At 43.9% G+C, this 13,265-nt stretch carries 18 protein-coding genes; 9 read left to right on the plus strand and 9 right to left on the minus strand.

Going from position 1 to position 13,265, the window contains the following annotated elements; genetic code table 11:
• Nucleotides 1–137 precede the first annotated feature (137 nt).
• Nucleotides 138–557 carry a MarR family winged helix-turn-helix transcriptional regulator gene (locus tag G9F75_RS01810; protein ID WP_007407650.1) on the plus strand — a complete coding sequence of 140 codons (420 nt, stop codon included), beginning with the start codon at nucleotides 138–140 and terminating at the stop codon, nucleotides 555–557.
• 37 nt (nucleotides 558–594) lie between these two features.
• Here the strand turns inward: G9F75_RS01810 and G9F75_RS01815 are convergent, their stop codons facing one another.
• On the minus strand, nucleotides 595–783 hold the full coding sequence (locus G9F75_RS01815; protein ID WP_003151042.1) for a 2-hydroxymuconate tautomerase: 189 nt from the start codon (nucleotides 781–783) through the stop codon (nucleotides 595–597).
• Between the two features lie 105 nt (nucleotides 784–888).
• On the opposite strand from G9F75_RS01815, the gene G9F75_RS01820 reads away from it, so the two are divergent.
• The 3 genes from G9F75_RS01820 (at nucleotide 889) to G9F75_RS01830 (ending at nucleotide 2,654) form a co-directional block, all read left to right on the plus strand.
• A complete protein-coding gene (locus tag G9F75_RS01820) occupies nucleotides 889–1,548 on the plus strand; it encodes a site-2 protease family protein (protein WP_003151043.1) in 660 nt (219 codons plus the stop codon).
• Between the two features lie 12 nt (nucleotides 1,549–1,560).
• Nucleotides 1,561–2,079, plus strand: coding sequence for a YwhD family protein (locus G9F75_RS01825; protein ID WP_021494785.1), 519 nt, complete (start codon nucleotides 1,561–1,563; stop codon nucleotides 2,077–2,079).
• A 143-nt stretch (nucleotides 2,080–2,222) separates the two neighbouring features.
• Nucleotides 2,223–2,654, plus strand: a complete 432-nt coding sequence (locus G9F75_RS01830; RefSeq protein WP_167408897.1) for a hypothetical protein — start codon at nucleotides 2,223–2,225, stop codon at nucleotides 2,652–2,654.
• A 24-nt stretch (nucleotides 2,655–2,678) separates the two neighbouring features.
• Here the strand turns inward: G9F75_RS01830 and G9F75_RS01835 are convergent, their stop codons facing one another.
• Nucleotides 2,679–4,751, minus strand: coding sequence for a transglycosylase domain-containing protein (locus G9F75_RS01835; protein WP_014419133.1), 2,073 nt, complete (start codon nucleotides 4,749–4,751; stop codon nucleotides 2,679–2,681).
• Nucleotides 4,752–4,950: 199 nt separating this feature from the next.
• On the opposite strand from G9F75_RS01835, the gene speE reads away from it, so the two are divergent.
• The 3 genes from speE to G9F75_RS01850 all read left to right on the plus strand — a co-directional run bounded on the left by speE (nucleotide 4,951) and on the right by G9F75_RS01850 (nucleotide 7,085).
• The gene (speE, locus tag G9F75_RS01840; RefSeq protein ID WP_003151052.1) at nucleotides 4,951–5,781 is read left to right on the plus strand and encodes a spermidine synthase; all 831 of its coding nucleotides are present in this window, start codon (nucleotides 4,951–4,953) and stop codon (nucleotides 5,779–5,781) included.
• A 58-nt stretch (nucleotides 5,782–5,839) separates the two neighbouring features.
• Entirely contained in the window at nucleotides 5,840–6,712 is an 873-nt protein-coding gene (gene speB / locus G9F75_RS01845) for an agmatinase (RefSeq protein ID WP_007614448.1), read from the plus strand.
• Nucleotides 6,713–6,866: 154 nt separating this feature from the next.
• Nucleotides 6,867–7,085 (plus strand): helix-turn-helix transcriptional regulator, encoded by a 219-nt coding sequence (locus G9F75_RS01850; protein ID WP_003151056.1) that lies wholly within the window; start codon nucleotides 6,867–6,869, stop codon nucleotides 7,083–7,085.
• 590 nt (nucleotides 7,086–7,675) lie between these two features.
• Here G9F75_RS01850 and G9F75_RS01860 read toward each other — a convergent pair.
• From G9F75_RS01860 to G9F75_RS01890, 7 genes are all read right to left on the minus strand, one after another.
• Nucleotides 7,676–8,188, minus strand: coding sequence for a stage II sporulation protein M (locus tag G9F75_RS01860; protein ID WP_031304384.1), 513 nt, complete (start codon nucleotides 8,186–8,188; stop codon nucleotides 7,676–7,678).
• A gap of 43 nt (nucleotides 8,189–8,231) precedes the next feature.
• The gene (locus tag G9F75_RS01865; protein ID WP_007407643.1) at nucleotides 8,232–8,513 is read right to left on the minus strand and encodes a hypothetical protein; all 282 of its coding nucleotides are present in this window, start codon (nucleotides 8,511–8,513) and stop codon (nucleotides 8,232–8,234) included.
• A 186-nt stretch (nucleotides 8,514–8,699) separates the two neighbouring features.
• Nucleotides 8,700–8,885, minus strand: a complete 186-nt coding sequence (locus G9F75_RS01870; protein WP_007407642.1) for a DUF4177 domain-containing protein — start codon at nucleotides 8,883–8,885, stop codon at nucleotides 8,700–8,702.
• A 34-nt stretch (nucleotides 8,886–8,919) separates the two neighbouring features.
• Nucleotides 8,920–9,123: a hypothetical protein gene (locus tag G9F75_RS01875; protein WP_007407641.1), complete on the minus strand. Its 204-nt coding sequence runs from the start codon at nucleotides 9,121–9,123 to the stop codon at nucleotides 8,920–8,922.
• A gap of 13 nt (nucleotides 9,124–9,136) precedes the next feature.
• Complete coding sequence (locus G9F75_RS01880) at nucleotides 9,137–9,340, minus strand: helix-turn-helix transcriptional regulator (RefSeq protein WP_003151064.1); 204 nt, start codon at nucleotides 9,338–9,340, stop codon at nucleotides 9,137–9,139.
• A 197-nt stretch (nucleotides 9,341–9,537) separates the two neighbouring features.
• A complete protein-coding gene (locus tag G9F75_RS01885; protein ID WP_021494790.1) occupies nucleotides 9,538–9,657 on the minus strand; it encodes a PhrC/PhrF family phosphatase-inhibitory pheromone in 120 nt (39 codons plus the stop codon).
• A complete protein-coding gene (locus G9F75_RS01890; RefSeq protein ID WP_160216626.1) occupies nucleotides 9,641–10,786 on the minus strand; it encodes a response regulator aspartate phosphatase in 1,146 nt (381 codons plus the stop codon). Before G9F75_RS01890 ends, G9F75_RS01885 begins: the two co-directional genes overlap by 17 nt.
• Nucleotides 10,787–11,077: 291 nt before the next feature.
• On the opposite strand from G9F75_RS01890, the gene G9F75_RS01895 reads away from it, so the two are divergent.
• Nucleotides 11,078–11,506 (plus strand): YwiB family protein, encoded by a 429-nt coding sequence (locus G9F75_RS01895; RefSeq protein ID WP_014419128.1) that lies wholly within the window; start codon nucleotides 11,078–11,080, stop codon nucleotides 11,504–11,506.
• Nucleotides 11,503–13,173: an arginine--tRNA ligase gene (gene argS, locus G9F75_RS01900; protein ID WP_160216625.1), complete on the plus strand. Its 1,671-nt coding sequence runs from the start codon at nucleotides 11,503–11,505 to the stop codon at nucleotides 13,171–13,173. Before G9F75_RS01895 ends, argS begins: the two co-directional genes overlap by 4 nt.
• The last annotated feature ends 92 nt before the right edge of the window (nucleotides 13,174–13,265 follow it).

Genomic DNA, 13,265 nt, shown 5'->3' on the forward strand with positions numbered 1-13,265 from the left:
ATAATAGTCTGTATAGGGCAGGATAAAAGTTGCGGGCTTTCCGGCCGAAATTTTGACTTTCCCCGCGAGGTATCAGTAAAATGTAATAAAAAACAATCAAATGATGATGGATGCATCTTGAAATGGGGAGTTTCTGCATGGAGCACGATATATTGCAAGCAAATGTACTGGATTACGCGCTCACGAAATATTTAAAGAGCACGAAAAAGCTTGATGAGGCGACAATTCCGAAGAGTATAAACAATATCAGAGGATTTATTCTCAGGATTATTTACCGGCACGGCACGTGCACGATTAAAGATATATTGCAGGAAGTCACATTATCGCCTTCAGCCACGACAACCGCTCTGAATCATTTAGAAAAAGAAGGTTTCGTGGAAAGGTCGAGAAATAACGAAGACCGACGCACGGTATGGATGACGCTTTCCGAATCGGGAAAAATGGCGGCCATGCAAATGATTGAAAACCGGCAGATGCTCATTGACGAGCTGTTCGAAGCGTTGACAGAAGAAGAAAAGAATACCTTTTTCAGCCTCGTTGAAAAAGTAATGAAATAAGCCGGCCTGACATAGCAGCGCCGGCCGTTATCAAGGATTACTCCGTATCGCTGATCCGTTTGCCGGCGACGGCGTAATGATCCTTTCTCATTTCTTCAATCATGACAATGATCTTTTCTTCGGCTGCGCCTGTCGTTTCTTTTACGGCTTCTGTCACTTTTTCAACCAGATTCCGTTTTTGTTCATCTGTGCGGCCTTCAAGCATTTTAACGGTTACGAGCGGCATGGTGCTGATCCTCCTTTATCGTTTCCTCTCTTTGGAAGAGAGGTCACTTATAGTATACTGAATGAAGGACAATCTTGCATTTTTTAAAAAAGGGGATTTTTACATTTGGACAGATTTTTATATTATCCGCTGGAGCTTATGCCCTATGTCGTGATTACGCTGATCGTGGCATTTACGATGCATGAACTGGCGCACGCGTATGTCGCGTATCGGTTCGGAGACGATACCGCGGCGAGACAGGGCAGATTAACGCTCAATCCGATTAAACATCTTGATGTTTTCGGAACGATTCTAATTTTGGTCGCGGGTTTCGGCTGGGCCCGTCCGGTGCCGGTGAACCGCCGCGCCTTTAAAAGACCGCGGCTGGCGGGAGTGCTGGTTTCCGTCGCCGGGCCTGTAAGCAACCTGCTTCTTGCCTTTATCGGTTTCTTTTTGCTAGTGTTGATGCATGCTTACGGAATGGAGCTGCTTTCTGCATTCAGCATGGGGCTTGACCGCTTTTTCTCTATTTGGATTCAGCTGAATCTCGCGCTGTGTTTATTCAACCTGCTGCCGCTTCCTCCGCTTGACGGCTACCGGATTATTGAGGATCTCGTGCCGCCGCGGGTGCGCGCCAAAATGACTCAGTTTGAGAGCTACGGGATTATCGTGTTTCTCGTGCTGTTTGTGACACCGGTCGGCTCCTATGTCGTGTGGCCGCTGTTAAGCGAGGGGAGAGACTGGATTCTCAAGGTATTTGCCATTATATTTCAACCGCTTTTGTAGGAGGGTATTTTCATGGAAGAAAAAAAGAAGAAAACAATCGGATTCAATATTATTAAAAGTGATCCGACCGACGGACATGGCGGTTTTGGCGCCGGGGCGCTGAGCCTTGACAATATTTCTCCGGTATTTGTCGATGTGGAAGAGAAGGAAGCCTTCGTTGACATCGGCGCAATGCATGCCCGCAGTGTCGTTGAAAAAGGCATCAAATTCCTGCCGAACAAAGATGAAGTGCCGAACGGAAAACCGTACTGGCTCGTGTGGGTCACCATCGACAGAAAAGAAGAAGGCCCTTATTACGCGGGTGTGACGGCTTGTGAAATGACCGTGGACAGAAGTATCCGCAGAGGCTATAAGTCATTGCCGGAGCATGTGAATTTAATGGATAAATCAATGAAGCGCTGCATTGTCGTGGATAAAATGGACGCCAGCTCAAAGCAGGTGCTTGCTGAATTTCTGCAGAAGCATGACCAAGGGCTCTGGGAACGTTCATCCGATGAATTGAAAACAGGTCTGCTTCCGGAAGAAAAATAATTTGTGAACTTTTTGTGAACTTTATAAATATTTGCACTATTTTACATTTGTACTGAGTAAACTGTTGATACAGAATCAGGACATGGAAAGTCCCGAGCCGAACCAAGACTCGGGGTTTTTCATGTTTACGCGGAGGTTTCATCATGTTCACCGTCTTTGAAATCGGGCCTTGGGTCATTGAAGCAGATGCGGAGGAAACGAGAAAACAATACGAAAAATCATGGCCTGATCCTTGCGATTGCGGGCACTGCCGGAACTTTTCCGAGGCGGTGAGTCTTCTTCCCGCCGAGAAAACAAGGCTGTTTACGCAGTTTGGGATTCGTCCGGCTGTCTGTCACGATTTGGGGGAGCATGGAAAGGAAAACGGCCTGCATCATTATGCGGGCAGCTATCCGATTGTCGGCAGGTTTAGGGAAGGCTGGCCGAAGTTTCATATCGAGAGGGCGGGAGATATCCGCTTTTCGTTTTCATTGGCGAGTACAACATTTTTTATACCGAAGGGTTTTCCTGACCCCATTATCCATCTCGACTTTTCACTCTTGCTCCCGTGGGTGCTTGAGGAAGACGCGGATTAAAGCCCGGCGCGCAATGCACCGGGCTCAGTCTTTTTTGCCGAGCCACTTATCCCACCATTTTTTGCGCGGAGCTTCTTTGCGGGCGGGGGCGTGTTCCTTTTCTTTTTTAGACGGTTCCGGTCCGTAGCATACATCCGCGGGCTCAGTGCCTGCGATGAAATACGTATAATGCTTTGCGGCGCAGCCGGGTCCCGAAGTGTAGCCGGAAGCGGGATCGATATAGACGCCCGTGACGCCCTTCGGCGGTTTAAGCGCTATTTCCGGTTCTCCTTCGAGCGCCTTCTCCATAAAGTCCGCCCAAATCGTCTTCGCATAGCTTTTTTCTTCTACTGAATCAATCGTGCTGCTTTTGTCATAGCCTGTCCATACACCGGCGGCAAGAGCCGGGTTAAAGCCGATCATCCAGCTGTCTGCGCTCGTCGTGCCTGATTTACCGCCATAGGTTCGGGTCAGCCGGTCAGAAATGGTGCGTCCCGTGACGGAAGTATAGCCGTTTAAATCCTGATCAAACATGCCCGTCATCATGCTCGCCGTCACAAAAGCGGCTTTTTTATCAAGCGTCTGCTGATGTCCGCGCGGCTGTTCATACAAGACATTGCCGGCGGTATCCGTCACTTTTGTGATAAAGGAAGGGGTGATTTGTTTTCCCCCGTTTGCGAGCATCGCGTAGGCATTAACCATCTCAATCGGGCGCACGGGTTCAGTTCCGAGCGCCAGAGACGGAAGGGGCTTTAAATGTTCGCTGATGCCGAATTCCTTTGCCGCCGACACGAGCTTATTCATGCCGAGAAAGAGATGGGTCTTCACGGCATAAATGTTGTCTGATAACGCAAGCGCCTGAAGCAGCGTAATCGGTTTATTGGCGTAGTAGCCGTTGTAATTGCTTGGAGAATAAGTATCTCCGTTGTCGTCAATCTGGAACTCTGTGGCTTCGCTTTTCATCAGCGTGACCGGTGTAAAGCCGCTTTGAATCGCTTTGTAGTACAAAAGCGGCTTGATCGTGGAAGCAGGCTGCCGTTTCGCCTGTGTCGCCCGGTCAAACGGGCTTTTTTCGTAGTCACGTCCGCCGAGAAGCGCAAGCACGCGCCCTGTTGCCGGATCAATCGCGGAAAAGCCGACCTGAATGTCAGAGCCGGTACGGATCGTATGTGCCACAGTGTTTTCCGCAATCCGCTGCATGCGCTTATCAAGCGTCGTATAAACACGCAATCCGCTCGTTGCCAGCTGTTCGCGCGTCATGCCGAGCTTTTTCCCGAGTTCTTTCATCGCATCATCGTAAAAATAAGGCGCCGTTTTCGCCGCGGTTCTGTTTTTCAGCGGCTGATAGGCAAGCGGCGTTTTCTTAAGCCTTTCCGCCTTTTCTTTTGAGATCATTTTTTGGCCGATCATCAGTCGGAGAATGGTTTCCTGGCGCTGTTTGGCCTTCTTTTCGCTGACATATGGCGAATAGCCGGACGGGCCTTTCGGTATGCCCGCCAAAAGCACGGCTTCCGCATCGTTCAGATCTTTGGCGTGTTTGCCGAAATACAGGCGCGAGGCGGCTTCAATTCCGTATGCACCGTGGCCGTAATATATCGTATTTACATAACCTTCTAAAATCTCGTTTTTAGAATAGTTCTGTTCAAGGCGGATCGTGTAAAATGCTTCGTTCCATTTTCGTTTCCATGTCTTATCATGCTCAAGGTAGAGATTTCTCGCGTATTGCTGGGTGATGGTGCTTGCGCCCTGAACCTTGGCCATTGCCTTTATGTCAGCCAGCGCGGCGGCGGCCATCCGCCGGTAATCAAAACCGTGATGATTGTAAAAGTTTTGATCCTCCACCGCAATGGCGGCCTGCACCGCTATCGGATTGATATCTTTTAACCGGACCCAGTAGCGCTTTTCCCCGAAATCGGTCTCACCTAGCTTTGAGCCGTCATTTGCATAAAGAATCGTAGACTGAGGAACCCGGACGGAGGGGGCGCCCTGCCATTTCGCTGCAAGAAGAACGGATGTGAAGCAGACGCCGGCCAGCATTCCGCCGATCAGTGTCAGAAAGATGCAGGCGCGGATGATTTTGAACGTGATTCTGAGCTGTTTTCCAGATACTTTATCCACTTTTGGGAACCCCCTTTTTCATGATTCTATTATTATGTGAAAAAAGGGGGTTTTTTAAACATATCAAACCGGACACTTCTTTACTTTTTCCCCTCCATCCTCTATACTTTTTCCTTAGGTGAAAATGAGATTTTAACCGGAATAAAAGCGATACAGACGCTTACAATAAATGAAATAAGCCTTGAAAGGGAGATGACAATTGAGCGAGCTTTGGTATACGGAGAAGCAGACGAAGAATTTCGGCATTACATTAAAGGTGAAACAAACATTACATACGGAACAGACGGAATTTCAGCATCTGGAAATGGTGGAGACAGAAGAATTCGGCAACATGCTGTTCTTAGACGGAATGGTCATGACTTCTGAAAAAGACGAATTCGTCTATCATGAAATGGTTGCGCACGTCCCGTTATTTACGCACCCGAATCCGGAAAACGTCCTCGTTGTCGGCGGCGGAGACGGCGGTGTCATCAGAGAGATTCTGAAGCACCCAAGCGTAAAAAAAGCGACGCTTGTCGACATTGACGGCAAGGTTATTGAATACTCTAAAAAATTCCTTCCGTCCATTGCGGGCAAGCTTGATGATCCGCGCGTCGACGTGAGAGTCGATGACGGTTTCATGCACATCGCGAAATCAGAGAATGAGTATGACGTCATCATGGTTGATTCAACAGAACCGGTCGGACCGGCCGTCAATCTGTTCTCAAAAGGCTTCTATGCCGGAATTTCCAAGGCGTTAAAAGAAGACGGCATCTTCGTCGCGCAGACGGACAACCCGTGGTTTACACCGGAGCTGATTACAAACGTACAGCGTGACGTGAAAGAAATCTTCCCGATCACCCGTCTGTATACAGCTAATATCCCGACGTACCCGAGCGGCCTGTGGACATTTACGATCGGTTCTAAAAAGTACGATCCGCTTGAAGTGGAGGACAGCCGTTTCTTTGACATCGACACGAAATATTACACGAAAGAGCTTCACAAAGCGGCATTTGTTCTTCCGAAATTTGTGAGCGACTTAATCAAATAAAAACGTACGGCGCAGGAGCGAATCTTGCGCTTTTTTACAGGAAAGCGAGGGTTTTATCATGAGGTTTGATGAAGCATATTCAGGAAAAGTATTTATCGCAAGCCGCCCCGACTGGAAAGAGGCGGACGCCATCCTTTACGGCATGCCGATGGATTGGACGGTCAGCTACCGTCCGGGTTCGCGTTTCGGCCCGGGGAGAATCCGCGAGGTGTCAATCGGTCTTGAAGAATACAGCCCGTATCTCGACCGTGACTTGGCTGATTTGAATTTCTTTGATGCCGGCGACATTCCGCTTCCGTTCGGCAATCCGCAAAGAAGCCTTGATATGATTGAAGAATACGTGGACAGCATTTTAGAAAAAGGAAAGTTCCCGCTCGGCATGGGAGGGGAGCACCTTGTATCATGGCCTGTCATAAAAGCCATGTATAAGAAATTTCCGGACCTTGCCATCATTCATTTTGACGCGCACACCGACCTGCGCACGGATTATGAAGGCGAACCGCTTTCCCACTCTACTCCGATCCGCAAAGCGGCCGAGCTCATCGGGCCGCAAAACGTATTTTCATTCGGCATCCGTTCCGGAATGAAGGAAGAATTTGAATGGGCGAAAGAAAACGGCATGCACATTTCTAAGTTTGAAGTGCTTGAGCCGCTGAAAAAAGTGCTGCCGCAGCTTGCGGGACGCCCTGTTTATGTCACGATCGATATCGACGTGCTTGACCCCGCTCATGCGCCGGGAACGGGCACGGTTGACGCAGGAGGCATCACGTCTAAAGAATTGCTCGCGTCCATCCATGAAATCGCGCGATCAGAAGTCAATGTAAAAGGCGCTGACCTTGTAGAAGTCGCGCCGGTCTATGACCACTCAGAACAAACCGCAAACACGGCAAGCAAGATGATTCGTGAAATGCTGCTTGGGTTTGTGAAATAAAAGAATTTCCCCCGCTTGAAACACGCGGGGGCTTTTTATATTGTATATAAACTACTTAGAAGTTAGTTATTTTACCATTAATAATTGATGTCATTGATAAAAATTATATAATAGGGTATTATTTAGTAAATACATCTTTAGAAAGGAAGTTAGAATGAAAACAGCAGTAGAAAATGAATTGGAATTAAAAAAGATTGAAATTTCAGTAATTAAACTGATAATTGCTGAAAAACCTAATAAAGAGATCGCTAAGTCATTAAACTACTCGCAGCGTAATGTCGAATATATCATAGCCGGTCTCTGTAAAAAGTGGAATGTGAGTACTAGAGTCGGTATTGTTTCGGAAGCATATAAAAGGAATTGTATACAGTGAACGATATGAAAGAAAAACCCCTATTGAGGGGGTTTATTTATATATGCTAAAAAAACATTCTATACAGGAATGCCGTAAAAATAAAAACTGAGATTGTCAGGTAGTTCAAATTTGTTCTCCATTTCAGAAGAATAAACAAAAGAAATAAGTATGCAATATTGAACAAATCAAAGATAGAAAAAATCAAATGATTACTTGTGAAAAATAAACTAGTGTTTGGATGTTCTGCGAAAATATTTTTGAATGATATAAGTAAAAACTTAATTGCGACCGGGATGTTAGAAAACATAAATAGGGAATAAAAAGTTTTGATCTTAATTTGAGCGCCAAGAAAATTTATAATGAGAAATAATACAAATCCTTCAAAAATCACCCCGAACATTAAAAGAAACAGTGCGGCTATTGCAATGATATAATCTAAATGTTTTACTTGCTCAACAACTTGTATAGGGATGTTTTTGGGAATTAAACTTTTCATAAAAGGTAATAGGGAACTTAAATAAAAAGCTAGCCCGATAATATAAAACAAAAATGAGGACAAAAAATTAATGTTTCGGTCCTTAAATGAAGATAATTCAATTTGCATAATCCTAAGAGACTCCTTTTATAAAGATAGGTGTAATAAATGTTTCTAACATAGCTGCTATCATTAAACCGAGAAATATAATACCAATATATTTAAAAGTGAATTTTAAATTTATTTTGAGGAGTAATAAATCCAAAGTTAATTTCATTCCTACAGAAGCTGCAAGAAGCAATACCGGGACTTCAATTATTCCATGGGGTATAACAAGCAGTAAAAGGTTTAAATTGTCTTTGATGTTTCCTATGGCATTTCCTAAAATTAATCCATTAATAATTAAAACTGCAATCGTGCCAAGTGACAGCGTCAACGGGCCTAAAAAAACAAGCAGACTCGCTACTTTAATATTATTAAAGAAAATCTGAAAAAAATCCGGACGGATATTTCGATTTAGATTATTTACATTTGAAGCGGGATCTGTATAAAAATATGCTGTAAATAAAGCAATTAAAAATAAGATCAGACAGAGTATGTACAATTTGACTAAAACGTTCTTTTTAAACAAAGTATTTTCATCCATTCGTTTAAGGGACTGCCAGGGATATTGAATTTAATGTTTTATGTTAAGCTGCTGCTGTACTTGCTGCAGCCAATTGTTCTAAAACGGCTAATGGCAAGCCTGCACCAAGAGATCCTAAAACAGTAATGATAGCCAGGACTGAACCCGTTGCGGTGATAGCACTGACAATCCAACTAGGAGCTATTATTCCAGCTCTGTTTAAAATATCGATGACATCCATGCTTAAATGATTATGTTTTATACTGAAAAGAGCGAGAACAATGATTCCTGATGCTACTAATGTAAAAATCGCTTTACTATTTTGTGTTTTTAAAAGTAGACTCATTTTTTCCTCCAATTTTTTCAATATCCCCAGCAAGTTAAATAATAAAATATATTGGAAGCTATTTGAATTGCGGATTTCCGAAAAAAATAGTTAAGAGGTGAAATCCGTTAAGGTATCTGCTGACTTATTTCAGTACAAAGAAAGCCGGACCATATGTATGATCCGGCTTTCTTTGTACTGAAACATTTATACTTTTTTTTCAAGAATAATATCAAAATAATCGGCTGCCCCATAACCTGAAATAGGAGGAGCAAATATTTGGACCAGCTTCCATCCTTGCTGCGAATACTTTTCAATAATTTCTTTATAGTCTTCTTTAGGCTTTCCTTTCCACCGGTTTACTTCTACTTTTATGAACTTATATTCGTACATTGCTGTATAATCCTCCGGAAGTGTATTGGAATTGTTACCTTGTTTTTCGATTATGATAAACTTGAATCCATAAATAGAGCGCGCAGCCTATTAAAAGTATTGGAAATTGCCATCCTGTATTTCCGTTTTTAAAATAATCTATTAATGACCATATCAGTAAAGCGACAGTATAAAAACTAAATGCTATTCTGGCGGCTATACCCGATTGGTGTTTTTGCATCTCATCCATTTTCTTCATAAGAACCGCTCCCTTAATTTTTTTTGGCGTTATAGTTGAATACTTTATCTATTCCCGTATTTAATGCGTGAGCTATCGAAAAAGCCAGACTTAAAGTCGGGTCATATTTATTATTTTCAATTGCATTGATGGTTTGTCTGGTCACATTGCAGAGCTTAGCCAGATCATTTTGTGAAATATCAGCTGCTGTTCTAAGTTTTTTTATATTGTTATCCACTAAAACCCTCCTTAAATATTTTTATCTTTATTTTAAATTTTCAAATTTATATATATTTATTTTAAATAATATATGTATATGTGTCAAATACTTTTTACATATTTGAATTTTAAGGGATACTTTTTGTTTTTGCAAATTAGTTGTTTATATAAAAAACGGCTTGCAGTTTAACCTGCAAGCCTAAAAGTAATCATTATTTAAATCATTCCGCGCTGAGCAACTTCAAATTGATGTTCCGGTGCACTTGCAATGTCGGCTGAAACAAAAATAGTGCCTATCGCTAAGCAAGTAAGTGCTAATTTATACTTCAATTTCATACAACTTCACACCTCCTTGAATCTGCTGTCTTGTTTCTTCCACCTTTAAAAAATATGCGGAAGCCTTCTCGAAATTTTCTCTTTCATGATAATATTTTGCCACATCTAAGGCAAAATCTTCAAGATCAGCATACATCAATTTATCTCTGAGAAAGTCAAAACATTCCATGATTGCTTCTTCATCAGGCTCACCGACATATAAAGATTCTAAAAATTCATACTCGACTATATATAGGGAATCTTCTGCCTCCTCTGCATAAGATATCCCTTTGTCATGATATTGTCTGGCTATGGCCGTATTTCCGATTTTATAATGTATTTGTGTGATTAAGAAATAGGCTTGCGGGAGAGAAGTGATGATGTTCCCATCTTCAAAAACAGCTATTGCCCGTTTTATGTAGTCAATGGCTGGTTTGTAATTTTCTTGGCTGTTAAAACAAAGTCCGATATTATATAGAGTCCGGCCCATTAATTGAGGCTGCTGTTCTGCCTCTGCCATGGCATAAGCTTTTTTAAAATGCTGAATTGCTTCATCATATTGCTTTAAGTCAAGAAAGTTGGTAGCGAACAATGAATGGCACTGAAGCACCCTTATATTATATGCCTCCTGCTTATGATAAATTTTATAAGCCTGCCGGGCATAATCCATAGAAAAATAAGTCTGCTTCATATAATAGTAGGACTCTGACATCTTAAAATAAAATTCAGCTTTCTCGATACAATCTTTGACAAAATCAAGCTTATATTCAGCTTTCTTAAAAAACTGAATCGCTGAAAGATATTCACGGCATTCCAGCTCATACATCCCCCGGAAAAAATTAAAATAATAATCAAGCCGTCCGGTCAGCCGGGCCTGCTTTTTATCAATATCCGCGAGCAGATCCGATAGTCTCGGCTGTTCTTCTATCCGCTGCGATTCCAGCGGTTCGAGGTATTCGAGCATCAGATTGTGACGGAATTCCATGAGAGAATAGTATAGATGAAGATCCTGATCATCTTCCAGACCTGCAAGTTCTTCTTTGATTTCTCTCCGCAAGTACTCGGCGTCCGGGATGCTGAACCTTCGAATGTACATATACCATTCGTTGATTTTTTCTCCAACCGCTGAAGATGATAAAACACTCGCCACTATTCCGAATCCCTCCCTTCCACGTTATGTATATGACATATTTTATCATTTTCATTCGGAAGGATAGCGCAAAAATACCGCAAACTTTTCCCCGTTGACAAAGCCGTCCGCCGAAGGAACCGCATTTATCCCGCAGACCGGGATTTCCGGTTTTTTCATTTTCCTTAAAAATCATGTTTATCTTCAAAACCAATCAGCAAAGATGGTAAGATAGGAGGAAGCGGTTGAACTTTTTCCCTTGAAAACTTATACTATTCAGGTTAAGCGGGATGATGAAAAGGAAGTGTCAGCATGAGACAGGAGACACCAGTAGCCATTCATGTGCAATCATTCATACACAACGGCTCAGAAGAAGAGTCGGTTGAATTTACATCGAGTGGATTCTATTACGTGAGAAACGGCAAAACGTATCTTTCCTATCACGAAGAGCATGATTTGGGCAAGATTAAAACGGTCGTCAAGATCACAGAAAAAGAGATTCTCGTGATGAGATCGGGCGCCATCCAAATGAAACAGCGGTTCATTCCGGGGGCATCGACACTCACTCAATATAAACTGCCGTTCGGACAAATGGAGCTCCGTACGGAAACGAAAAACATACAAGCTGATGTCGGCGGTTCGGAAGGCTCCGTCAAAATGACATATAACATGACTGTAGGCGAAAACCAAGAACATGTACATAACATGACGATCCAATATAAGGAGGAAACAAAGGCATGAATATTGCGGAACAAATGAAGGACGTGCTGAAGGATGAGATCAAAGCGGCCGTTCTGAAAGCGGGCCTGGCGGACGAAAGCCAGATTCCAAGCGTACTGTTAGAAACGCCGAAAGAAAAAACACACGGTGATTATTCCACAAATATGGCGATGCAGCTGGCGAGAATCGCAAAAAAAGCGCCGCGCCAAATCGCTGAGGAGATCGTGGCGTCATTCGATAAAGGCAAAGCTTCCATTGAAAAGATGGATATTGCGGGACCCGGCTTTATCAACTTTTACATGAACAACAGCTACTTAACAAAACTGATTCCGTCCGTGCTTGAAGCGGGTGAACATTACGGAGAGACAAACATCGGACAAGGCGAAAAGATTCAGGTCGAATTCGTATCGGCCAACCCGACGGGAGATCTTCACTTAGGCCATGCGCGCGGTGCGGCGGTAGGTGACGCGCTGTGCAGCGTGCTTTCTAAAGCGGGCTATGATGTGAGCCGCGAATACTATATTAATGATGCGGGCAATCAGATTAACAACCTGGCGCTTTCCGTTGAAGTCCGTTATTTTGAAGCGCTCGGTCTCGAGAAACCGATGCCGGAAGACGGCTACCGTGGCGAGGATATTATCGCCATCGGGAAAAAGCTTGCCGAAGATTTCGGCGACCGTTTCGCACATGAAGAGGAGAGCGAACGTCAGGCGTTTTTCCGTGAATACGGCTTAAAGTACGAGCTTGATAAACTTCGCTCCGATCTGGAAAATTTCCGCGTGCCGTTTGACGTATGGTATTCTGAAACGTCACTGTACGAAAACGGAAAAATTGATCAGGCGCTCGAGGCGCTTCGCGAAAAGGGCCATGTATACGAAGAGGACGGCGCGACATGGTTCCGCTCCACAACGTTCGGCGACGATAAAGACCGTGTGCTGATCAAAAAAGACGGCTCATACACTTATTTGCTGCCGGATATCGCATACCATAAAGACAAACTTGACCGCGGATTCGACAAGCTCATCAATGTATGGGGCGCGGATCACCACGGGTATATTCCGCGTATGAAAGCGGCAATTGAAGCGCTCGGTTACAAGAAAGGCACATTGGAAGTTGAAATCATTCAGCTCGTTCATTTATACAAAAACGGCGAAAAAATGAAGATGAGCAAACGTACGGGGAAAGCCGTAACGATGCGCGACCTGATTGAAGAAGTCGGCTTGGATGCCGTGCGTTATTTCTTCGCGATGCGCAGTGCTGATACGCACATGGATTTTGACTTGGATCTTGCCGTATCCACATCTAACGAAAACCCTGTGTATTATGCGCAATACGCACATGCACGTATTTGCAGCATGCTTCGCCAAGGGGAGGAGCAGGGACTTAAACCGGCGGCAGATCTTGATTTCAGCCATATTCAATCAGAAAAAGAATATGACCTGCTGAAAACGATCGGCGGCTTCCCTGAGGCAGTGGCAGAAGCGGCGGAAAAACGCATTCCTCACCGTGTCACAAACTATATTTATGATCTGGCTTCCGCTCTGCACAGCTTCTACAATGCGGAGAAAGTCATCGATCCGGAAAATAAAGAGAAGAGCCGCGCGCGTCTCGCTTTAATGAAGGCGACGCAAATTACGCTGAACAATGCGCTTCAGCTGATCGGCGTATCGGCTCCGGAAAAAATGTAATGATGATCAAAGGACAAAGTCTTCGGGCTTTGTTCTTTTTTTGTATATAAAGCGTGTGATGTAATTCACAATCCCGCACACTGAGTTTTTGT

Origin of the sequence: Bacillus sp. EKM208B (genome assembly GCF_011800725.1) — a bacterium.
GTDB classification, from domain to species: domain Bacteria; phylum Bacillota; class Bacilli; order Bacillales; family Bacillaceae; genus Bacillus; species Bacillus velezensis.

Excerpts from the sequence above, each read along its gene's own strand:
- G9F75_RS01810 (WP_007407650.1), top strand. The coding sequence starts at position 138 with ATGGAGCACGATATATTGCAAGCAAATGTACTGGATTACGCGCTCACG.
- G9F75_RS01815 (WP_003151042.1), bottom strand. The coding sequence starts at position 783 with ATGCCGCTCGTAACCGTTAAAATGCTTGAAGGCCGCACAGATGAACAA.
- G9F75_RS01825 (WP_021494785.1), top strand. The coding sequence starts at position 1,561 with ATGGAAGAAAAAAAGAAGAAAACAATCGGATTCAATATTATTAAAAGT.
- G9F75_RS01830 (WP_167408897.1), top strand. The coding sequence starts at position 2,223 with ATGTTCACCGTCTTTGAAATCGGGCCTTGGGTCATTGAAGCAGATGCG.
- speB (WP_007614448.1), top strand. The coding sequence starts at position 5,840 with ATGAGGTTTGATGAAGCATATTCAGGAAAAGTATTTATCGCAAGCCGC.
- G9F75_RS01850 (WP_003151056.1), top strand. The coding sequence starts at position 6,867 with ATGAAAACAGCAGTAGAAAATGAATTGGAATTAAAAAAGATTGAAATT.
- G9F75_RS01860 (WP_031304384.1), bottom strand. The coding sequence starts at position 8,188 with ATGGATGAAAATACTTTGTTTAAAAAGAACGTTTTAGTCAAATTGTAC.
- G9F75_RS01865 (WP_007407643.1), bottom strand. The coding sequence starts at position 8,513 with ATGAGTCTACTTTTAAAAACACAAAATAGTAAAGCGATTTTTACATTA.
- G9F75_RS01870 (WP_007407642.1), bottom strand. The coding sequence starts at position 8,885 with ATGTACGAATATAAGTTCATAAAAGTAGAAGTAAACCGGTGGAAAGGA.
- G9F75_RS01875 (WP_007407641.1), bottom strand. The coding sequence starts at position 9,123 with ATGAAGAAAATGGATGAGATGCAAAAACACCAATCGGGTATAGCCGCC.
- G9F75_RS01885 (WP_021494790.1), bottom strand. The coding sequence starts at position 9,657 with ATGAAATTGAAGTATAAATTAGCACTTACTTGCTTAGCGATAGGCACT.
- G9F75_RS01895 (WP_014419128.1), top strand. The coding sequence starts at position 11,078 with ATGAGACAGGAGACACCAGTAGCCATTCATGTGCAATCATTCATACAC.
- argS (WP_160216625.1), top strand. The coding sequence starts at position 11,503 with ATGAATATTGCGGAACAAATGAAGGACGTGCTGAAGGATGAGATCAAA.